This window comes from Actinomadura oligospora ATCC 43269 (genome assembly GCF_000518265.1).
GTDB classification, from domain to species: Bacteria; Actinomycetota; Actinomycetes; order Streptosporangiales; family Streptosporangiaceae; genus Spirillospora; species Spirillospora oligospora.
On record NZ_KI912410.1, the window covers coordinates 1022908 to 1043182 of the forward strand.

At 72.3% G+C, this 20275-nt stretch carries 19 protein-coding genes; 12 read left to right on the top strand and 7 right to left on the bottom strand.

The genetic code is table 11. The features are described from left to right. Window positions 1-169 precede the first annotated feature (169 nt). Window positions 170-940 carry a type 1 glutamine amidotransferase gene (locus P696_RS50500; protein WP_170026680.1) on the top strand — a complete coding sequence of 257 codons (771 nt, stop codon included), beginning with the start codon at window positions 170-172 and terminating at the stop codon, window positions 938-940. An 8-nt stretch (window positions 941-948) separates the two neighbouring features. On the opposite strand, the gene P696_RS0136490 is transcribed toward P696_RS50500, so the two are convergent. Both P696_RS0136490 and P696_RS0136495 read right to left on the bottom strand, forming a co-directional pair. After that, on the bottom strand, window positions 949-1656 hold the full coding sequence (locus P696_RS0136490; protein ID WP_157430123.1) for a gamma-glutamyl-gamma-aminobutyrate hydrolase family protein: 708 nt from the start codon (window positions 1654-1656) through the stop codon (window positions 949-951). Next, window positions 1653-3140, bottom strand: coding sequence for an aldehyde dehydrogenase (locus tag P696_RS0136495; protein ID WP_026416188.1), 1488 nt, complete (start codon window positions 3138-3140; stop codon window positions 1653-1655). Before P696_RS0136495 ends, P696_RS0136490 begins: the two co-directional genes overlap by 4 nt. 116 nt (window positions 3141-3256) lie before the next feature. Between P696_RS0136495 and P696_RS0136500 the strand changes: the two genes are divergently transcribed. The 6 genes from P696_RS0136500 to P696_RS0136525 all read left to right on the top strand — a co-directional run bounded on the left by P696_RS0136500 (window position 3257) and on the right by P696_RS0136525 (window position 8489). Continuing rightward, window positions 3257-4717 (top strand): aldehyde dehydrogenase, encoded by a 1461-nt coding sequence (locus tag P696_RS0136500; protein WP_026416189.1) that lies wholly within the window; start codon window positions 3257-3259, stop codon window positions 4715-4717. Next, window positions 4705-5610 (top strand): DODA-type extradiol aromatic ring-opening family dioxygenase, encoded by a 906-nt coding sequence (locus P696_RS0136505; protein ID WP_026416190.1) that lies wholly within the window; start codon window positions 4705-4707, stop codon window positions 5608-5610. The genes P696_RS0136500 and P696_RS0136505 overlap by 13 nt, the downstream gene beginning before the upstream one ends. Next, complete coding sequence (locus tag P696_RS0136510; RefSeq protein ID WP_026416191.1) at window positions 5607-6455, top strand: fumarylacetoacetate hydrolase family protein; 849 nt, start codon at window positions 5607-5609, stop codon at window positions 6453-6455. Before P696_RS0136505 ends, P696_RS0136510 begins: the two co-directional genes overlap by 4 nt. Before the next feature lie 30 nt (window positions 6456-6485). After that, window positions 6486-6674, top strand: coding sequence for a ferredoxin (locus tag P696_RS0136515; protein ID WP_026416192.1), 189 nt, complete (start codon window positions 6486-6488; stop codon window positions 6672-6674). A 32-nt stretch (window positions 6675-6706) separates the two neighbouring features. After that, window positions 6707-7876, top strand: coding sequence for an NAD(P)/FAD-dependent oxidoreductase (locus P696_RS0136520; RefSeq protein WP_034488929.1), 1170 nt, complete (start codon window positions 6707-6709; stop codon window positions 7874-7876). A gap of 121 nt (window positions 7877-7997) precedes the next feature. Next, window positions 7998-8489 carry a hemerythrin domain-containing protein gene (locus P696_RS0136525; protein WP_026416194.1) on the top strand — a complete coding sequence of 164 codons (492 nt, stop codon included), beginning with the start codon at window positions 7998-8000 and terminating at the stop codon, window positions 8487-8489. On the opposite strand, the gene P696_RS0136530 is transcribed toward P696_RS0136525, so the two are convergent. Beyond that, window positions 8486-9058, bottom strand: coding sequence for a MarR family winged helix-turn-helix transcriptional regulator (locus P696_RS0136530; protein WP_026416195.1), 573 nt, complete (start codon window positions 9056-9058; stop codon window positions 8486-8488). The genes P696_RS0136525 and P696_RS0136530 overlap by 4 nt on opposite strands. A 96-nt stretch (window positions 9059-9154) precedes the next feature. On the opposite strand from P696_RS0136530, the gene P696_RS0136535 reads away from it, so the two are divergent. Beyond that, window positions 9155-10717, top strand: a complete 1563-nt coding sequence (locus P696_RS0136535; RefSeq protein WP_245627945.1) for an APC family permease — start codon at window positions 9155-9157, stop codon at window positions 10715-10717. Window positions 10718-10770: 53 nt separating this feature from the next. Here the strand turns inward: P696_RS0136535 and P696_RS0136540 are convergent, their stop codons facing one another. Then, window positions 10771-11556 carry an acetoacetate decarboxylase family protein gene (locus P696_RS0136540; RefSeq protein WP_026416197.1) on the bottom strand — a complete coding sequence of 262 codons (786 nt, stop codon included), beginning with the start codon at window positions 11554-11556 and terminating at the stop codon, window positions 10771-10773. A 161-nt stretch (window positions 11557-11717) separates the two neighbouring features. Between P696_RS0136540 and P696_RS0136545 the strand changes: the two genes are divergently transcribed. Next, the gene (locus tag P696_RS0136545; RefSeq protein WP_245627946.1) at window positions 11718-13121 is read left to right on the top strand and encodes a glutamine synthetase family protein; all 1404 of its coding nucleotides are present in this window, start codon (window positions 11718-11720) and stop codon (window positions 13119-13121) included. A 14-nt stretch (window positions 13122-13135) separates the two neighbouring features. Next, entirely contained in the window at window positions 13136-14386 is a 1251-nt protein-coding gene (locus P696_RS0136550; RefSeq protein ID WP_026416199.1) for a cytochrome P450, read from the top strand. A 115-nt stretch (window positions 14387-14501) separates the two neighbouring features. Here P696_RS0136550 and P696_RS0136555 read toward each other — a convergent pair whose 3' ends face one another. Next, complete coding sequence (locus P696_RS0136555) at window positions 14502-15719, bottom strand: MFS transporter (protein ID WP_026416200.1); 1218 nt, start codon at window positions 15717-15719, stop codon at window positions 14502-14504. A gap of 115 nt (window positions 15720-15834) precedes the next feature. Here P696_RS0136555 and P696_RS50505 point away from each other — a divergent pair, with 115 nt between their 5' ends. After that, on the top strand, window positions 15835-16761 hold the full coding sequence (locus tag P696_RS50505; protein ID WP_051468581.1) for a LysR family transcriptional regulator: 927 nt from the start codon (window positions 15835-15837) through the stop codon (window positions 16759-16761). A gap of 448 nt (window positions 16762-17209) precedes the next feature. On the opposite strand, the gene P696_RS0136570 is transcribed toward P696_RS50505, so the two are convergent. Continuing rightward, on the bottom strand, window positions 17210-18118 hold the full coding sequence (locus P696_RS0136570) for a hypothetical protein (RefSeq protein ID WP_026416201.1): 909 nt from the start codon (window positions 18116-18118) through the stop codon (window positions 17210-17212). 348 nt (window positions 18119-18466) lie between these two features. On the opposite strand from P696_RS0136570, the gene P696_RS0136575 reads away from it, so the two are divergent. After that, window positions 18467-18739: a hypothetical protein gene (locus P696_RS0136575; RefSeq protein WP_026416202.1), complete on the top strand. Its 273-nt coding sequence runs from the start codon at window positions 18467-18469 to the stop codon at window positions 18737-18739. On the opposite strand, the gene P696_RS50515 is transcribed toward P696_RS0136575, so the two are convergent. Next, window positions 18721-20268: a hypothetical protein gene (locus P696_RS50515; protein WP_211245936.1), complete on the bottom strand. Its 1548-nt coding sequence runs from the start codon at window positions 20266-20268 to the stop codon at window positions 18721-18723. The two genes, P696_RS0136575 and P696_RS50515, sit on opposite strands and share 19 nt — an antisense overlap. Between the last annotated feature and the right edge of the window lie 7 nt (window positions 20269-20275).

Here is a 20275-nt window from a genome sequence, read left to right on the forward strand (position 1 = left end):
GCTTCTGAGGCCGCGGACCCGGCTTCAGCGGCACGGCGGGCCCGGGGTGACCACGCGGAGGACGCCGGAAACCCCCTGTGGCGTGGGGCTTCGGCGCTACCCGGGGGGCGGGTGAGGGGCGTCCGAGATGTCCTGATAGGCATTTTGTCCGGGGTCATACGATATGGACATGCGAGCTCTGATCATCCAGCATGATTCCCCCGCCCCCGCCCCGGTCAACGGCCTCCAGTCCGCGCTCACCGCCCGGGGCTGGGAGTACGAGGTGCACACCTTCACCGGCGCCGGTGACGTGCTGCCCGACCCCCTCGGGTTCGACCTGGTCGTGCCGCTCGGCTCGATCTGGACCGCGCACGATCCGGAGATCGCGCAGGTGATCGAGCCGGAGCTCGCGCTGCTCCGCCGGGCGCACGCCGCGGGCGTCCCGATCTTCGGGATCTGCTTCGGCGGGCAGCTCCTCGCGACCGCCCTCGGCGGCCGGACCGAGCGCGCCGCGTACTCCGAGCACGGGTACGTGAAGATCGAGACCGAGGACCCGGGCCTCGTCCCGTCCGGGCCGTGGTTCCAGTTCCACGACGACCGCTGGATCACCCCGCCCGACGCGCGGACGATCGCGAGCACCGGCTCCGCGCCGCAGGCGTTCGTCCTCGGCCGCTCGATGGGCGTGCAGTTCCACCCCGAGATCAACCCGGCGCTGCTGGGGCACTGGCTCGCGGGCGGCGGCACGGCCGTCCTGCGCGCGAAGGGGCACGACCCGGCCGCCGTCCTCGCCGAGGTCCAGACCCGGGCCGGGGAGACGGCCGGCCTGATGGACGACCTCGTCGAGGCCTTCTTCATCCAGGTCGCCACGGCCCCGAGCCCCGCCGAGACCGTCGAGGCCGAGATCGCCGACGTCGAGATCGCCGTCGCCCCGGCCCCGGCCGTCCAGCCCGCCACCGCCTAGGGCTTCTCCTAGGCGGGGCGGGACGCCTCGACCAGTTCGGTGAAGACCGCCTGCTGGGCGGGATCGGACGCGGCGGTGTCCTCCGGGTGCCACTGCACGCCGAGGAACCAGCCGCGCGGCCCGTCCAGCTCGACGGCCTCGACCGTGCCGTCCGCCGCGCGGGCGACCGCGGTCAGGCCCGTCCCGAGGGTCTCCGCGGCCTGGTGGTGGTAGCAGGACGCGGTCAGGTCCCCTCCGCCGGTGATCTTCGCGAGCAGGGTGCCGGACGTCACGGTCACCGGGTGGACGTGGTGCCGGTGGTCGGGCTCCATGTGCTGGCGGAGCGTCCCGCCGAGGACGGCGTTCACCACCTGGAGGCCGCGGCAGACCGCGAGCAGCGGTAGCCCGGCCCCGAGCGCGTGGCGGGCGACCGCGACGTCGAAGTCGTCCTGGTCGTCGTCCACGTCGTAGAGCGTCTCGTGCTCGTCCGCCACGCCGTAGTGGCGGGGGTGCAGGTCGCCGCCGCCCGGCAGCAGGACGCCGTCGCAGCGCGCCAGGCGGGACGCGACGTCCTCCGGCGCGGCCGGGTGCATCATGAACGGCTCGCCGCCGCCGCGCCACACGGCCTCCGCGAGCGCCCGCGCGGTCACCTCGGCCCGGTAGCGCAGCGCCGACGCCGACTCGGAGAAGCGGCAGGGCAGCGCGATCAGCGGCCTGAGGCCGTCCCGGGGGCTCACAGCTCGATCCAGGTGGTCTTGAGGTCGGTGTACTTGTCGAGCGCGTGCAGGGACTTGTCGCGGCCGTGCCCGGAGAGCTTCACGCCGCCGAACGGGACGCTGTAGTCGCCCTCCTCGTAGCAGTTCACCCAGACCGTCCCGGCGCGGAGGGCGCGGGAGATCCGGTGCGCGGCGGACAGGTCGGACGTCCAGACGGCGGCGGCGAGGCCGTAGTCGGTGTCGTTCGCGAGCCGGACGGCCTCGTCGGCGTCGGTGAAGGTCAGCACGGACAGGACCGGCCCGAAGATCTCCTCGCGCGCGATCCGCATGGAGGGCGTGACGTCGCCGAACACCGTCGGCTCCACGAAGTGCCCCGGACGGTCGATCGCCGAGCCCCCGGCCAGCAGCGTCGCGCCGTCCGCGCGTCCGGCGTCGGCGTAGGAAAGGACGCGGTCGCGGTGCCGGGCCGACACGAGCGGCCCCATCTCGGTCGCCGGGTCGAGCGGGTCGCCGACCCGCATCGCCGACGCCCGCGCGACGATCCGCTCGACGACGCGCTCGGCGACGTCTTGGTGGACCAGCAGCCGGGACGGCGCGGTGCACATCTCCCCGGCGTTGAAGAAGATCCCCCAGGCGGCCGTGTCGGCGGCGGCGTCCAGGTCGGGGGCGTCCGGCAGGATGATGTTGGGCGACTTGCCGCCCAGCTCCAGCCACACCCGCTTCAGGTTGGAGTCGGCCGCGTAGCGCAGGAAGTGCCGTCCGACCTCGGTGGATCCGGTGAACGCCAGCACGTCCACGCCCGGGTGCTCGCCGAGCGCGCGGCCGGTGACCTCGCCCGGCCCGTTCACGACGTTGAGGACGCCCGGGGGCAGGCCCGCCTCGTCCGCGAGGGCGGCGAAGCGCAGCGCGGACAGCGGCGACTCCTCGGCGGGCTTCAGCACCGCCGTGCAGCCCGCCGCGAGCGCCGGGCCGAGCTTCCAGGTCGCCATCGTGAGCGGGAAGTTCCACGGGACGACGGCCGCGACGACCCCGGCGGGCTCGCGCGTGACCAGGGCCAGCGACCCGGCGGCGGTGCGCGGGGCCTCGTCCAGGCCCTTGTCGGCGATCTCGGCGTACCAGCGCAGGCCGTTGATCGCGGCGCGCAGCTCGATGCCGTCCGCCTCTCTGACCGGCTTGCCCATCTCCAGCGAGATCAGCAGCGCGAGCTCGGCGCGGTCGCGCTCGACCAGGTCGGCCCAGCGCAGCAGGACGGCCTTGCGCTCGGCGGGGGCCATGCGCGGCCACGGACCCTCGTCGAACGCGCGGCGCGCGGCGGCGACGGCGCGGTCCACGTCGTCCTTCCCGGCGGACGGGACGCGCGCGATCACCTTCCCGTCCCGAGGGGAGACCAGGTCGAAGCCGGTGTCGGTGGACGGAGCGGAGTCCGCGCCGTCGATGCGGTGGGCGGTCGCCGGGACGAGCCGGCCGGCCCGGTCGAGCCACTCGGCGTGGGAGACCTCGGGCACGGTCCCTCCTCGGGGTCCGGGGGATGTCATTTGGTCCCGAATGTTAGGGGTGGGGGTTGACCCGAGTCACTCCCGTCCGGAAACTTGTTTGGAATCAAACAACCTGGAGGTGCCGCGTGGCAACGATCGCGGGTGTCGCCGTCGACACCGGTCACTGGATCGGCGGTGAGCGCGTCCCCTCGGTGGGCACCGGCGACGTCGCCGAGACCTTCACCGACGTGTCGCCGATCGACGAGCGGCCGCTCGCGGAGATCTCCTCCGGCGGCGCGCGCGAAGTCGACGCCGCCGTCGACGCCGCGCGCAAGGCGTTCCCGGCCTGGGCCCGCACGTCCCGCGAGGAGCGCGCCCGCCTCCTGCACGCCATCGCGGACGGCGTCGAGAAGCGGGTCGAGGACCTCGCGCAGGTCGAGACGTACGACAACGGCGCGCTGATCCGGTCGCACCGGCGCGGCGTCATGCCGCGCGTCGCGCACAACTTCCGGTTCTTCGCCGACTGGCTGCTGAACCTCGGCCACGAGGACTTCGAGACCCGCGGCCACACCAACCACGTCTCCTGGGACCCGGCCGGAGTCTCCGCGCTGATCACCCCGTGGAACGCGCCGCTGATGCTCGCCACGTGGAAGATCGCCCCGGCGCTCGCGGCGGGCAACACCGTCGTGCTGAAGCCCGCCGAGTGGACGCCGCTGACCGCGTCCCTGCTGGCCGACATCACCGCCGAGGCCGGGCTCCCGGACGGCGTGTTCAACGTCGTCCAGGGGTACGGCGCGCAGGTCGGCGGCCCGCTGACCGCGCACCCGGACGTCCGCCGGATCAGCTTCACCGGCTCCGTCCCGACCGCCCGCACGATCGCCGCCGCGGCCGGGCCGAACCTCACCCCGCTCTCGCTGGAGCTGGGCGGCAAGTCCCCGCTCATCGTCTTCGCCGACGCCGACCTCGACCTCGCCGTCGACCTGGCCGTCGAGCAGTACGACAACGCCGGGCAGGTCTGCCTCGCCGCGACGCGGCTGCTCGTCGAGTCGTCCGTCGTGGACGAGTTCACCGCGCGGTTCGTCGAGAAGGCGTCCAGGCTGAAGCAGGGCGACCCCCGCGACGAGGCCACCGACATCGGCCCGCAGATCCACCGGAGGCACTTCGAGCGCGTGGACGGGTTCGTCCAGCGGGCGAAGGCGGACGGCGCGACCACGCTCCTCGGCGGCGGCCCGAACGACGACCTCGGCGGCCTGTTCTACCGGCCGACGCTGTTCGCGAACCCCGGCAAGGAGATCGCGTCGGAGGAGGTCTTCGGGCCCGTCCTGACCCTCCAGACGTTCGACACCGAAGAGCAGGCCGTCGCGATGGCCAACGAGACCAGGTTCGGCCTCGCCGCGACGCTCGCGACCGGTTCGCCCGAGCGCGCCGAGCGCGTGACGTCCCGGCTCGTCGCCGGGACGGTCTGGGTGAACTGCTTCTTCGTCCGCGACCTGCGCGCCCCGTTCGGCGGGTCCCGGCAGTCGGGCGTCGGCCGCGAGGGCGGCGACTGGTCCTTCGACTTCTACTGCGACCTGAAGAACACGGTGACGGCCCCATGGGAGAAGTAGTCGGCGCGGGCGTGCTCGCGCACGTCCCCACCATCGTCCTGCCCGAGGTCACCCGCCGCGAGCTCAACAACGGCGAGGACTCCACGCTGGTCGCGGGCCTGGAGAGGCTCCGCGCGGAGGTCTTCGACCGGGACGACTACGACACCGTCGTCGTCCTCGACTCGCACTGGGCGACGACCGTCGAGTTCGTCGTGACCTCGCACGAGCGCCGCGCCGGGCTCTACACCTCCGACGAGCTGCCGCGCGGCATGTGCCGGATGCCCTACGACATCCCCGGCGACCCCGAGCTCGCGCACGCGATCGCGGCGCACGCCGAGGCGCAGGGCACGTGGATCACCCCGGTCGACGACCCCTACCTGCCGATCCAGTACGCCACGGTCAACCTGTGGGAGTACCTCGGCGTCCGGGACCAGCCGTACCTGGACCGTCCGGGCAAGAAGTGGATCTCGATCGGGGTCTGCCAGACCGCCGACGTCGAGGACAGCCTGCGCCTCGGCCGGGCCCTCGCCGCCGGGATCGCCGACACCGACCGGCGCGTCCTGCTGGTGGCGTCCGGCGCGCTGTCGCACACCTTCTGGCCGCTGCGCGAGATCCGCGACCACGAGGCCGCGGGCCCCGAGCACATCCGCACCCAGGAGGCCCGGCGCGCGGACGAGGAGCGCATCGAGTGGTTCGGGAAGGGCGACCACGCCCGCGTCCTGGACACGATGCCGGAGTTCCTCAGGCACAAGCCGGAGGCCCGGTTCGGGCACTACCTCATGATGGTCGGCGCGCTGGGCGAGCGGGACTGCGTCGCCCCCGGACGCCTCTACAGCGAGTACGAGAACAGCGTCGGCACGGGCCAGGTGCACATCTGGTTCGACCGGCCCGAGAACGGATGGACGGCCCGATGACCGTGGAATACCGCCGGATCCTGCTGGACGGCGCGGTCACCCGCGTCGTGCGCGACGGCGAGGAGCTCGTCGCCGCCGACGGCCGCCGGGTCGGCGTCGAGGACGCGGCGCACCTGCCGCCGGTCGAGCCGTCCAAGATCGTCGCGGTGCACCTGAACCACCGCAGCCGGGTCGAGGAGTTCCAGACCTCGCTGCCGCCCGCGCCGACCTACTTCCACAAGCCGACGTCCGCGCTGAACTCGCACGGCGGCGCGATCGTCCGGCCGGAGGGCTGCAAGTACCTCAACTACGAGGGCGAGATCGCGATCGTCATCGGGCGCACCGCCCGCAACATCGCGCCGTCCGAGGCGGGCGACCACATCGCGGGCTACACGGTCGCCAACGACTACGGCCTGCACGACTTCCGCGACACCGACGCGGGCTCGATGCTGCGCGTGAAGGGCTCCGACACGCTCTGCCCGCTCGGCCCGGGCCTCGTCACCGGCTGGGACTTCCGCGGCAAGTACCTGCGGACGTACGTCAACGGCGAGATCGTCCAGGACGGCTCGACCGACGAGATGCAGTGGGACATGCACTACCTCGTCGCCGACATCGCCCGCACGATCACCCTCAACCCCGGCGACGTCCTGCTGTCGGGCACCCCGGCCAACTCGCGCCCGGTGTCGCCCGGCGACGTCGTCGAGGTCGAGGCCGAGGGCCTCGGCCGCCTCCGCAACCACATCGTCACCGGGCCGGTGCCGGTCCGGGACGACTGCGGAGCCCAGCCGACCGAGTCCGAAGAGGTCGTCTCCACCGCCTTCGGCGGCGACTGGGAGTTCCGGGGCGTCCGCGCCCCGCGCCGCTGACCCCCTGCACGTTCGAAAGGAACCACCCCCATGAAGATCATCGTGGACATGGACCGCTGCCAGGACCACGGCCAGTGCGTCTTCTCCGCCCCCGACGTGTTCCGCCTGAACGACGAGGGCCACCTGGAGTACGAGGAGACCGCCGACGAGTCGCTCCGCGACGCCGTCGAGGAGGCCGCGGACGTCTGCCCGCTCCAGGCCATCACCATCGAGGGCTGACCTCGCCTTTTCCGGCTGACGAAGGGATGAGCATGCGGCGGATCGTCGTGGTCGGCGCGTCCATGGGCGGGCTGCGCGCGGCCGAGCAACTGCGCGCGGCCGGGTTCGCGGGGGACCTGACGGTGGTGGGCGACGAGCCGCACCGCCCCTACAACCGTCCGCCGCTGTCCAAGGAGGTGCTCGCCTCCGAGGTCACGCACGAGGCGGTCGCGTTCCGGATGCGCGCCTCGGTCGAGGACGTCGACTGGCGGCTCGGCGTGCCGGTCGTCTCGTCCGACCTGGCCGCCCGCACCCTCACCCTCCTGGACGGCTCGTCCCTCGCCTACGACGGCCTGGTCGTGGCGACGGGCCTGCGCGCCCGCCGCCTGCCCCAGCCCGGCCTGGAGGACCGGCGGCACGTCGTCCGCACCCTGGACGACGCGACCCGGCTCCGGGCCGTCCTCACCCCCGGCGCCCGCGTCGTGGTGATCGGCGCGGGCTTCGTCGGCTGCGAGGTCGCCGCGACGGCCCGCGGGCTCGGCGCGGAGGTGACGGTCGTCTGCGCCACGTCCGAACCGCTGATGAGCCCCCTCGGCCCCGACCTGGGGGCGGAGCTGCGCCGCCGCCACGAGGCCCGGGGCGTCCGCTTCCTCCTCGGGCGCACGGTCACGTCCTTCGGCACCTCGGACGCCGGTGACGTCCTGCTGTCGGACGGCACCTCCCTCCCCGCGGACGCGATCATCGAGGCGGTCGGCTCGACGCCCTGCGTGTCCTGGCTGGACGGCAACGGCCTCGACCTGTCGGACGGCGTCCTCTGCGACGCCGACCTGCGCGTCGAGGGCCGTCCGGACGTCGTGGCGGTCGGCGACGTCGCGCGCTTCCCCAACGCCCGCTACGACGGCGTGTGCCGCCGCGTCGAGCACTGGTCGATCCCGACCGACACCGCCCGCAAGGCGGCCCGGACGCTCCTCGGCGTGGACGCGCCGCCCTTCGCGCCCCTGCCGTCCTTCTGGAGCGACCAGTACGAGCTGCGCATCCAGTCGTTCGGCGCGCCCGCGCTGGGCGGCGACGACATCCGCGTCCTGGAGGGCGAGCCGTCCGGCGAGTGCGCCGTCGGCTACCACCGCGACGGCGAACTGGTCGGCGTCGTCCTGCTCGGCCTCCCGGGCGCGATCCCCCGCTACCGCAAACAGCTCATGGACGCCTTCGCCGCCACGGTCTGAGCACCGGGTCCGGACGCGGGTTGAGCGGGCGTCCCGCACGCTGGTACAACCATGCCCAGCGTCGCGTGCGCCCTTCGGGAGAACGTCGCGGGCATGGAGGCGCGGTAACAAGGGAACGGGTTTGTCTTCACCCACTGAGCGCCTCACGGCGTTCGGAAACCAGCTCATCGAAGTCCATCTCTGGCTCCGCGAAGAACTCGACGTCCTGCGCGAGGGCGTCGAGCGGAATCTTTCCGGCGGAGCGCGCCCGCGCGAACTGCGGGCCCATTGCCTGACGTTCTGCTCGGCCTTCGACCGCCACCACCGAGGCGAGGACGGCGGCGCTTTCCGCGTGCTCGCCGCGCGGTTCCCCGAACTGCGTCCGGTGCTCGAGGAACTGTCCCAGGATCACCGCGTCATCGAGGAATCCCTCCGCAGGGTCCAGGCCATCGTGGACGGCCTGTCGCCGGAGAGCGATCCCGACGAGGTCCGGCGCGAGTTGGACGGCCTCGCCGCGCTCATGGAGACCCATTTCACCTACGAGGAGAAACGCATCGTCTCCGCGCTCAACGAGTTGGACGTCCCCGACTGGCGACGCGTCCGGCCGGAGTTCCTCCGGACCGGCGAAGGCTAGAGGCGGGGGCGGCGGCCGGAGCGGCGGGGTGGGGGAGGGGAGCCCGCGAGGAGGGACTGGCGGCGGTCGTCGCCGTCGGCCTCCAGGTGCTCGACGATGGCGCGCAGGGAGTGCGCCAGGTCCCGGCTCTCGTCGGGGGACAGGGGCGCGGCGACGAAGGACTCCTCGGCGTTGAACGCGGGGAACAGGTCGCACATCAGCGTCTCGCCCTCCGGCGTGAGCCGCAGCAGGACCAGGCGTCCGTCGGTGGCGTGCTGGTGGCGTTCCAGCAGGCCGCGGCCCTCCAGCGTGCGGACGACCCCGGTCAGGGTGCCCTTGGAGATGCCCGCCTCCTCGGCGACGTGCCGGGTCTCCATCTCGTCCCAGATCCACACCACCCACAGGACGACGAAGGCCGTCCAGGTGAGGTCGGCGCGGCGCAGGACCGAGCCCTCCACGTGCTGCCGGATGGCGGTGGCGGCGCGGTAGATGTTGGAGACCGCCATCATCGCGTCGTGCCGGATGGGCACGTCCCCCAGCCGCCGCTGGATCGCCTGCTCGGTCTCGCCGAGGGTGTGATGCCCGGTCACGCGCTCTCCATCCGTCGTCGGCCTCCTGAACCTACCCTTGTCGCCGCTCGTTTGAATCCGTACGATCCCTGCAACCCGGAAGTCGTGCGGGGCCAAATGACCCTTTTCGTCCTGCATGTCGGGCAGTGGCGGGTGATCCGCGCCCTGTCCTCCGACGAACCCCGCCGGGCGAACCTCCCGCGCGAACTCTCCGCGCCCAGCCTGGAGCCGCCGATGGCGATCTCAGATGTCGCATCCCCCCTGTCCGCTCCCGCCGACCAGCCCGGCCGCCGCATCGGCGTGCCCGGCATCGTGTTCTTCGTCGTCTCCGCGTCCGCGCCCCTGACCGTCGCGGCGGGCGGCCTGCCCACCTCGTTCGCGGTCTCGCGGACGCTCGGCATCCCGGCCCTCTATGTGGTGCTCGGGGTCCTGCTCATCGTCTTCACCGGCGGATACGCGGCGATGAGCCGCTCGATCGCCAACGCCGGGGCCTTCTACGCCTACGTCACCCACGGCCTCGGACGCGTCGCCGGGGTCGGGACGGCGTTCGTCGCGCTGCTGTCGTACAACACCATGCAGGTCGGCCTGTACGGCATCTTCGGCTTCACCACGGCCGACCTGCTGAAGAGCAGGCTCGGCTGGGACCTTCCCTGGTGGGCCGTCGCGCTCGCCGGGGTCGCGGTCGTGGCCGTCCTCGGGTTCCGCCGGATCGACCTGAACGCGCGGGTCCTCGGCGTCCTGCTCGCGGTCGAGTTCCTGACCGTCCTGGTGTTCGACATCGCCCAGTTCGGCGGCGCGCCGGACGGCGTGTCGGCCGGGCCGCTCGGCTGGGACGCCGTCCGGACGGGCGCGACCGGCGCGGCGATGGTCGCCGCGATGGCCAGCTTCATGGGCTTCGAGGCCGCCGCGATCTACGCCGAGGAGTGCCGCGACCCGCGCCGGACGGTCGCCCGCGCGACCTACATCGCCGTCGCGGTCATCGCCGGGTTCTACGCGTTCACCGCGTGGGCCATGACGATCGGCGCGGGCCCGAGCCAGATCATCGAGCGGTCCGGGAAAGAGGGCCCGGGGATGGTCTGGGGCCTCGCGACCCAGCACGTCAACAGGGCGTTCTCCGACACGGCCCAGTTCTTCCTGGTCACGAGCCTGTTCGCGGCGCTGCTGTCGTTCCACAACGCGGTCGCGCGGTACTTCTACTCGCTCGGCCGGGACGGCGTGCTCCCCGGCCCGCTCGCCCGGACGCACGCCCGGCACCGGTCCCCGCACATCGGGTCGGCGACGCAGACCGTCCTCGCGGTCGTCGTGGTCGTCGCGTTCGCGGCGTCCGGCAAGGACCCGGTGCTGACGCTGTTCAACTGGCTCACCAACCTTGGTGCGCTCGGCGTGATGCTGCTGCTCGCGCTGACCTCGGCCGCCGTCGTCGCGTACTTCCTCAGGGACGCGCGGAACGAGAACCTGTGGAACCGCCTGGTCGCGCCCGCCCTCGCCGGGCTCGGCCTGGCCGCGCTGTTCGTCGTCTGCCTGCGGAACTTCGACGCGCTGCTCGGCGCGGACAAGGACTCGCCGCTGGTCTGGGTCCTGCCCGGCATGATCTTCGTGTCCGGGCTGGTGGGCGTGGTGTTCGCGCTCGTCCTGCGCGCCACGCGGCCCGAGGTCTACGAACGCATCGGCCGAGGCTGACACGCGAGAAGCGGCGTGCCGGGGGAGGCCCCGGCACGCCGCTTCTGCTTGGCTCAGGCGAGCTTGCGGCCGCCGTTCCAGACGACGCCGACCTGCCGGTAGTACGCGCCGATGATCTCGTCGACCTCCAGGGACGCGAGCTCCTCGGTCGGGGCCTCGAAGAGCCGCAACTCGGCGTCCCCGCGCCACGCCTGGCCCGCCTCGAACGAGGACGCGCCGGACTCGACCAGCTCGTCCAGCGCGGGCGCGCCGCCGAGCTCGATGCTCGGCAGGAAGCGGTGGTGCGCCATCGGGTGGCCGTTCACGAACCCGTTGGTCTCGGACGGCTCGCGCAGCGTCACCACGGCCTCGGCGAGGCGGCGGTCGGCGGCGGCGAGGGTCGCGCCGAACCGTCCGCCCTCGGCGATGCGCGGCGCGGCCCCGCCGAACGGGTGCGGACGCGTCTGGTGGATCGAGCCGAGCTTCTTCGGGTAGCCCTGGTGCAGGCCGCGCGCGATGGCGAAGTCCTTGTCGACCCAGATGTAGACGCAGCGCGAGTACGTCCGTCCCTCGAAGGAGCAGCGGACGACGACGAAGCACTCCTTGTACTGCGCGCGCACGGGGTCGAGCAGTTCCTCGCCCGAGGACGAGCACGACTGCCAGTCCGCCCAGATCAGCGCGACCGCGCCCGGGTCCTCGTCCGCGAGGGACAGCGGTGCGGGCAGCAGCTCGGCCACGCGCGCCGGGTCCGTCCGGTACTCGATCGTGAGCAGGTCGCCGGAGTAGTGCCACGGCGGGCTCGGGATCAGCGACGACCTGCCCGTCGCGGTTCGGGGGTGCAGGAAGCCTCGCACGTCCATGCTGCTCCTTCGGATGTTCGTTTGGGTCCGTACGTTATCGGCGGGTCCGGGACATGACCAGGGGCCGGGACCGATTCCGTTCGTCCGCGGGTCTTGTCAGCGCTTACTTCGCCTCATATGGTTTGGGCTCAAATGACCCCCCGTGCAGGGAGTGTTCGACGGTGAACAACCCACTCGACGCGGCCCGCGACCACGCCGCCGCGGGCCCGCAGGCGCACGCAGCCGACGCGGACGTCGCGTCCGTCGTGGAGCGGCTCGTCGCGGACGGGATCGACGTCGTCCGCGTCGCCTACCCCGACCTCATCGGCACCGAGCGCGCCCGGGACGTCCTGGTCGAGCAGCTGCCCTCCGTGATGGAGCACGGCCTGGCGTTCTGCCGGGCGGTGTACCACACCACGCCGATGGGCGACGTGGTCCCGGTCCCCGAGGGGATCGGCGCCGGGCTCCCCGACGTCCGGGTCGTCCCGGACCTCGCGACGCTCACCCCGGTCCCCTGGGAGCCGGGCGTCGCGCACTGCCTCGGCGAGGCGTACGAGCCGGAGGGCGAGGAGCTCTGCCCCGAGGGCCCGCGCGAGGTGCTCCGCCGCGTCACCGCCGCGCTCGGCGCGACGGGCCTGACCGCCGTCGCCGGTCCCGAGCTGGAGTACTTCCTCTGCGAGCCCGACCCGCAGAGCCCCACCGGATGGCGCCGCTACGGCGACGCCCCGGGCAACGTCTACGTCGCCGGACGCAAGGGCGACCCCGACGGCCACCTGCTGTCCACGCTGCGCCTCCTGAAGAAGTACGGGATCGGCGCGACCATGGGCAACCACGAGTTCTGCGGCGGCCAGTTCGAGATCAACCTGAACCACTCCGACGCCCTCGACGCCGCCGACCGCGCCTTCCGGTTCAAGTCCGCCGTCAAGGAGATCGCCCGCCACGAGGGACGGCTCGCGACCTTCATGGCCAAGCCGTTCAACGACGAGGGCGGCTCCGGCTTCCACGTCCACCTGTCGGTCTGCGACGAGTCCGGGCGCAACGTCTTCGCGGACGAGACCGGCGAGCACGGCCTCTCCGACACCGCGCGGCACGCCATCGCGGGCGTCCTCACGCACGCGCCCGCCCTCGCCGCCCTGTTCAACCCGACGATCAACTCCTACAAGCGGTTCGGGCCGGACACGCTCGCGCCCTGGCTGATCGACTGGGGCCTGGACAACCGCAGCGCGATGGTGCGGATCCCGCCGGAGCGCGGCACCTCGACCCGCCTGGAGGTCCGCCTCGGCGACGCGACCGCCAACCCCTACCTCGGCATCGCGGGCCTGGTCGCCGCCGCGCACCTCGGCGTCCGCGACAAGCTCGAGTGCCCGGCGCCGCTGGAGGGCTACGGCTACGACGCCGAGCGCTCCCCGGTCCTGCCCGCGGGCCTCCCCGCCGCGCTCGACGCGCTGGAGGCCGACACCGACCTGACCACCGTGCTCGGCGAGGCGTTCGTCCGGGCGTTCCTGACCTACAAGCGCGACGAGGTGGAGCGCTTCCAGCGGTACGTCACCGACTGGGAGTTCCGCGAGTACGCCTACCACCTCTGAGTAAGGAGCATCGTTTGAGCACCGCGACGTCCCTGGACCTCGCCGACCCGGACCTGTTCCTGGACGGCGAGACCCCCTACCGGATCTTCGCCGACCTGCGCCGCACCGACCCCGTCCACTGGACGCCCGAGCACGACGGCGGCAGCGGCTTCTGGTCGGTGACCAAGCACGCCGACATCGTCCGGGTCGACCGCGACGCCGAGACCTTCACGTCCACGAAGTTCGTGAACCTGGAGGAGGTGGACGAGCGGCAGGCGAGCATCCGGCGCTCGCTGCTGGAGACCGACGGGCCGCGCCACCACGCCCTGCGCCGCGTCCTCCAGCGCCAGTTCACCCCGCGCGCCGTCGCCGGGTACGAGACGTTCCTGCGCGGCCTCACCGCCCGGACGCTCGACCGCGCCCTCGCCAAGGGCACCTTCGACTTCGTCAAGGACGTCGCCGCCGACTTCCCGATCAACGTGCTGGCCCGCATGATGGACGTCCCGGAGGACGACACCACCCGGCTCATCGAGTGGGGCAACCGGATCATCGCCAACCAGGACCCCGAGTACGCCGACGTCGTCATCCACAGCGCCGAGTCGGAGAAGTACAAGGACCTGCCGTTCCGCTCGCCCGCCGCCCTCGAGGTCTTCGAGTACGGCCGCGACCTGGCCGCCAAGCGCCGCGGCGGTGACGGCGACGACCTGGTGTCGAAGCTGGTCAACGAGACCCCGATGGACGGTCAGCCGCTGTCCGGGCACGACTTCGACAACTACTTCCTGCTGCTGGTCGTCGCGGGCAACGAGACCACCCGGCACGCCATCACGCACACCATGCGCGCGCTCATCGACAACCCCGACCAGGCCGACCTCCTGCGCGCCAACCCCGCGCTGATGGAGCAGGCCGTCGAGGAGTTCCTGCGCTTCGCGTCCCCGGTGTACCACTTCCGCCGGACGGCCACCCGCGACGTCGAGCTGCGCGACAGGACGATCCGCGAGGGGGACAAGGTCGTCCTCTGGTTCGCGTCCGGCAACCGCGACGAGGACGTCTTCGAGAACCCCGACGTCTTCGACGTGACCCGCACGCCGAACGACCACGTCACCTTCGGCAAGGGCAGCCCGCACTTCTGCCTGGGCAACGCGCTCGCCCGCCTGGAGCTGCGCGTCATGTTCGAGGAGCTGCTGCCGCGCCTCGCCGACATCCGCCTCGCGGGCGACGTCCGGCGCGTCCGGTCGAACTTCGTGAACGGCATCAAGGAGATGCCGGTCACCGTCACCCTCGCCTGACGATCCCGGGGACGGCCCGCCCGCCGTGGCGGAGGGCGGGCCGCCCCCACGGCGGGGCGGGCCCGCCCGCACGGGCCCGCCCTGCCGTCACCTGCGCCGCACAAGCCGCCCTCGGTCACCGCCGTCGCGCGAGCACGACCGTCGCGACCGCGCCCGCCGAGAGCAGCACGGCGAACCACACCATCGACGTGTGGAGCCCGAACCGCCGCTGCGCGACGCTGAACGCCACCGACGGCAGCCCGAGCCCCACGTAGGCGACGGCGAAGAACACCGCGAGGACGCCCGCCCGCGACTCGGGCCGCGCCGCCTCCGCCGCCTCGGCCAGCGCCGCCTTGAACAGCAGGCCCGCGCCCGCCCCCGTGACCGTCGCCGCGACCAGGAACACCGCGAGCGACGGCCGGTACAGCGACAGGACGGTCAGCGCCAGCCCCGCCGGGAACAGCACGACGCCCGCCCCCGACATCCGCGCCCCGGTCCATCGCCCCGCCGCCAGCTGCACGACCGCGCTCGCCGCGAACAGCACGAACCCGGGCATCCCGGCCGCGAACACCGACGACTCGCCGAGCTCGCCGCGCAGCATCACGGCGCTCAGCGACGAGAAGAACCCCATCACCGCGAACGCGGCCACGCCCGTCCCGGCGGCTCCGGCGAACATCGCGCCCGCACCTTGCCGCAGCCCGAACCGGCGCGGCGCACGCTCCGCCTCGGTCACGGTCTCCGGCGCGTCCAGCAGCAGGATGACGGCGAGCGCCGTCATCACCACCGCGAACACCACGAACGTCGTCGCCAGCGGCTTGGGCGCCCACGCGCCGAGCGCCCCGGCGACCAGCGGCCCGAGCGCCAGCCCGCCCAGGTTCGCCGACGCCGCGACGACCCCCGGCACCGGCGACAGCGGACGGCCCGGACGCGCGCGGTGGTACAGATCCGACAGGTAGGCGGTCGCGGTCGAGGCCATCAGCCCCGTCCCGACGCCGTTCAGCGCCCGCGCGACGATCAGCCCCGCGAGCCCGTGCCACACCAGGAACAGCACCCCCGAGGCCGCCGTGACCAGCAGGGCCGGGACGATCACCACCCGCCGCCCGTGCCGGTCCGACAGGTGCCCCAGCAGCAGGAACCCGGTGGCCGTCCCGACGACGATCGCCGCGAACGCCACCGTCACCATCGTCGGCCCGAACCCGTCCCGCGCCGCGAACAGCGGCCACAGGGGCGTCGGCGCCGTCCCGAACGCCATCACCACGGCGAACGCCGCCGCCGTGACCCAGAACGCGCGCAGATACGCACCGGCCCCCACGTCCTCGCGGGGTGCCTTCCGGACTAGGGACACGACGGGCATACCAGCTCCTTTTCGATGGGGACCCCTCCAGGCAAGCAAACCCGCGCCCCCCTGATAACCCCCTCTCCAGCAGCAAAACGAGATATTCACCATCTCTCCCGGAGATACTGGGCCGATGGAGCTACGCCATCTCCGGCACTTCGTCGCGCTCGCCGAGGAGCGCACCTTCACCCGCGCCGCCGCCCGCGAGCTGATCGTCCAGTCGGGTCTGTCGTCCTCGGTCCGCGCCCTGGAACGCGAGGTCGGAGCGGACCTCTTCGTCCGGGGGAGCCGTCCCGTCCGCCTCACCGCCGAGGGCGCGGCGCTCCTCCCGGCCGCCCGCCGCACCCTGGAATCCGCCGAGGCCGCCCGTCAGGCCGTCCAGGACGTCCGCGGCCTGCTCTCCGGCCACCTCCGGATCGGCACCTACCCGATCAACCCGCGCCTGCTCCCGCTCCCGGAACTCCTGGTCGCCTTCGCCCGCGCCCACCCCGCCCTGGACGTCTCCGTCCGCCAGATCCCCGGCACCGGCCTCGCCGCCAAGGTCGCCGACGGCGAACTCGACTGCGCCCTCTTCGACCAGATGGGCCCACTCCCGCCCGGCCTGCGCGCGATCCCCCTGCTCTCGGAAGAACTCCAGGTGGTCGTCCCCACGACCCACCCCCTGGCCACCCGCGAGACCCTCACCCTCCAGGACCTCGCGAACGAACCCTTCGTGGAAACCGACCCCGCCTGGACGACCCGCCGCCGCACCGACGCGGCCTTCACCGAAGCCGCCGTCCCCCGCCGCATCGTCTGCGAGGTCGCCGACTGGCAACTCCTCCGCGACCTCGTCCAAGCAGGCATGGGCATAGCCCTGGCCCCACCCACCCAACTCACCCCAAGAGCCGACGACCCCACCAACACCCTCCGCCTGATCCCCCTGAAGAACCCCACCCTCAAACGCCACCTCGCCTTGGTCCTCCCCACAACCCCATCCCCAGCCGCCACCCACTTCACCACCCACCTGACCACCTGGACGGCCATCCGCGCATCCCCGCGAAACAATGACCGCGCTCCCTGAAGACCCTCCTCAGGAAGCGCGGTCCGGGCGTTCACCCAACCCGGTTCAGGCGAACAGCTCCTCAACGCGTTCGCGTTCCCGTTCACGCCGAGTCAGTCGAACTGGCCACGCCCGATGAGGGACGGCCTCAGAATGTCCGACCGATCGGCTTGAGGAAGATCGCCCTGCCCTCATAGTGACGGCGCCCCTCATTCGTCGGCTTCGATGAGTTCGCGGGGCCGACGGCGGCCTTGTCGGGCTTCCCGGAGCGATTCGACCAGCCGCTGCGCGTTCTCCGGGAAGCGCAGCAGGTGAGCGGTCTCCGCCCCATATGCCTTGGCCGACCCGAGGTCGCCCCGCCTCGGTGGCGGCGACAGGGCCCGGAGCAGCGCTTCGGCCTGACCTTCCGTCCTGTCTTCGGCTCTTCCTGCGGCCCCGTCGCTCTGCGGCCTGTCGGCCTCCCCGCCCATCAGCCTGCGGTGGGTCCTTCGAAGAGCTCCTCGACTCGCTCGACGAGCGCGACCTTGTCCAGCCACACATCGAGCACGTCCAGGTCAGCGCACGCGGTGATCCGATCGGCCGCCTCCGGTGAGACCTCGATCCCACGCGACCGCAGGACCGCCAGCAGCGCCTTGGCCTCTCCCTTGGCCTTGCCCTCGGCCTTGCCGTGGGCTTCGCCTTCGGACCAGAGGCGCCGGCCCCAGTCGCTCTGCGGCCTGTAGGTGTCGCTCATCATGATGGTCTCCAGGGTGTGTCGGGCGGCGTCCGTCAGGCGTGCCAGCACGTAGTCATAGTACTTTCCCTGATACTCCTCGTCCGTGACCTGCAACGCCGCTGCCACGGCCTCCAGGACGGGCGTCCCCTCCGCGTCGGCGTGGGCCGGGGAGGAGAGGAGTACCCATTCGGGCCACTCCTGGGCCTCGGCGGTATCGACGATCGGCTTGAGATCGTGTGGGCTGTAGGCCAGTACGGTCAGGTCGAATCCCGGGTGTCCGGTCTTCATGGGGGTACCGACGCGGCGCGCGATGGACGGGGTCGGGCACATGGCGATGAGGGTCGTCGGACACTGGAAGCGCCGCCGGATGCTGGTCACGTACTCCGGCCAGGAGTAGGAGATGCGCTCCAGGTCTGCTCTGCCGGCTTTGCGCTGGACCTCGTGGATGATCGCCCGCCGGGGGCTGTTCGCGGACGAGCCGATCAGCGCGATGTCCATGGTGATCTGCTGTGGCGCGAGGTTGGTGACAGTCTCGGGGCCCATTCGCCAGCACAGATCGTCCGGCATGTCCAGGCCGAACACCTCGGCGGCGACCTTCCGGGCCAACTCGGGGCGGTTCCGGAAGAGTTCGAGAGTGATCTCGTGATCTTCAGAAGGGGGCATGTGTCGGACGCTAATGGTGTTCGAGTCCTCACGTTGCGCGTTTTCGGGAAATGGCGATGTGAACGTGCATTCGTTTGCGCGGAACTTGGGGGTTGATATTCCGAATGTCCATTAAAGGCGATGGGGGCGTCCGGGAGCTGTGTGGTGATATGCGGTGAATGCTTTGGTGTCGTTGTGAAAATAGTGGGTTGAGGAAGTCCGGACTCGGTCAGGTGGGGGGCTACACCCGGGGACGGGCAGGCCGGGTTCGAGAAGGGACTGGGATCCGCGCGCACGGGCGCCAACGACGGGTGGCTGTTCGCGACCCACGGATCGGCCCGTGAAGGCGTCAGCGTCAACACCGGTTCGGTGTCGATATACGACGCCTACTGCCAGGCCCAGATCTGGGTGAACTCGGTCGGCATCGGGACGGCCGAGTGGAGGGTCACCGACCCGAACGGCATCCCCATCTACGACGGCAACAAGCAGTTCCCGCCGAACCAGTGGGTGCTGATCACTTCCGACGTGTGGCGGTTGCTCGGCGCGCCGTCCCTGCGTGTCTCAGTGATTCTGAACAACAACAACGGCCAGCCCGCGCTGTTCCGGCTCGACGACTTCAGCATTCACTGCTGGGCCCAGTAGCGGCCGGAGTCGCCCCGCGTTCTGTCAGCTATGCGCCGCATGACGTCGGGCGGTAGGGAAGGGTTGGCTGCGGCTGCCTCGGCCTTTTCGTGGTCGGTGAGCAGTTCGAGGATGACTTCCGGTGGTAGTGCCGGATGGCTCGCGGCGAAGCGCCCCGCCTTGGCGTCGCCGAGGCAGGCGAGCAGGGCGGGAGCGGTGGCGTTGGGATGTTGAGCGATCTTGGTCAGCGCCTTGCGGGCGGGGTTCAGGGTCGCAAGGGCCTCCAGGACGCCGGACGGGGCGTCGGGATTGGACGCCACGTGGGCCGCGACCCTCGCGCCGTGGGCGTCGACCATGGCGCGGAGCCGGGCTCCGGACAGGCCAGGGTGGGGCGCGATCGCCTTGACCACCTTGGCGTCGGGGTCGTCCGCCAGGGCGTCGCGGATGGGGGCGGGCAGGTCGCGGCGGTTTGCGACCAGCATGCGGACGGCCGGGTTCGGGGAGGCGGCCATGGTCTCGGTCTCGGCGGGGGAGGCGGCAGCGACGCGGGGCAGGAGGGTGGTGCCCAGCTTGGTCGTCGGAGCCAGGGCGGCGAGGACGTCGAGGGGCACGCGCGGGTTGTTCGCCAGGTCGCGGCGGATGGACGGGTCCGTGGACGTGGCGAAGGTCCGCATCAGTGACGTGCTGATCGCCGGGTTGGCGGCCAGTTCGCCGAGGACGCCCGGTTCGCTGCTGGTGGCGAGGCGTTCGGCCGCCTCGCGGGTCAGGTCGGCGCGGGTCGCGAGCGTGCAGCGGAGCAGGTAGGACGGGTCGTCCGCGAACGGCATGGCCGCGGAGGCCGGGGTGGACGGGTTCTCCAGCGCCCGCAGGCGCGTCAGCCGGACGGTGGACTGGTGCGAGCCGTCGCACGCGGCGTCGGGCGGCAGGTGGCAGTCGATGCGCGGGCAGGACGGGTCGTGGACGAACGGGATCTCCTCGCGTTCGCACACCTCGCAGCGGACAGCCGGGGGCAGTCCGTCGCCGGTGAGCAGGGACGCGAGAAGGGACGGAGGGGTCGCCGGGTTGGCGGCGACCCCGGCGCGGACGGCGGCGTGCGGGTGCCGGGCGAGGGTGGCGGCGAGCTCGGGGAGTGCCACCCGGGCGAGTTCCTCGACGACATCGGGGTCCTCGTCGCGCGAGAGGGTGTGCTGGACGTCGGCGGGGAGGTCCGGGGAGTCGGTGAGCCGGGCGCGGCGCGTGGGGTCGGGGTCGGCCGCCAGGAAGCGGGACCACTCGGGGCGGCCGTGGCCCTGGTTTAGCAGCGCGAGGGCCGCTTCGGGGAAGGCCGCCGGGTCGAGGTCGTCCGGATCCAGGGTTCCGGCCAGCGACCATGCGCACGACTCGTCCAGGGCGATCAGGGCGAGGGCCTGCGTGGGGGTGAGGTCGTCGCGTTCGGCCAGTTCGCAGGCCAGGACCCGGGAGCCGAGCGCGATCAGGCGGTCGAGGAGGTCGGGCGGCAGCGACGGGTTGGCCGCCAGGCCGAGTAGGGCGGGCGCTGGATCGGGGGTCACGTGGGGC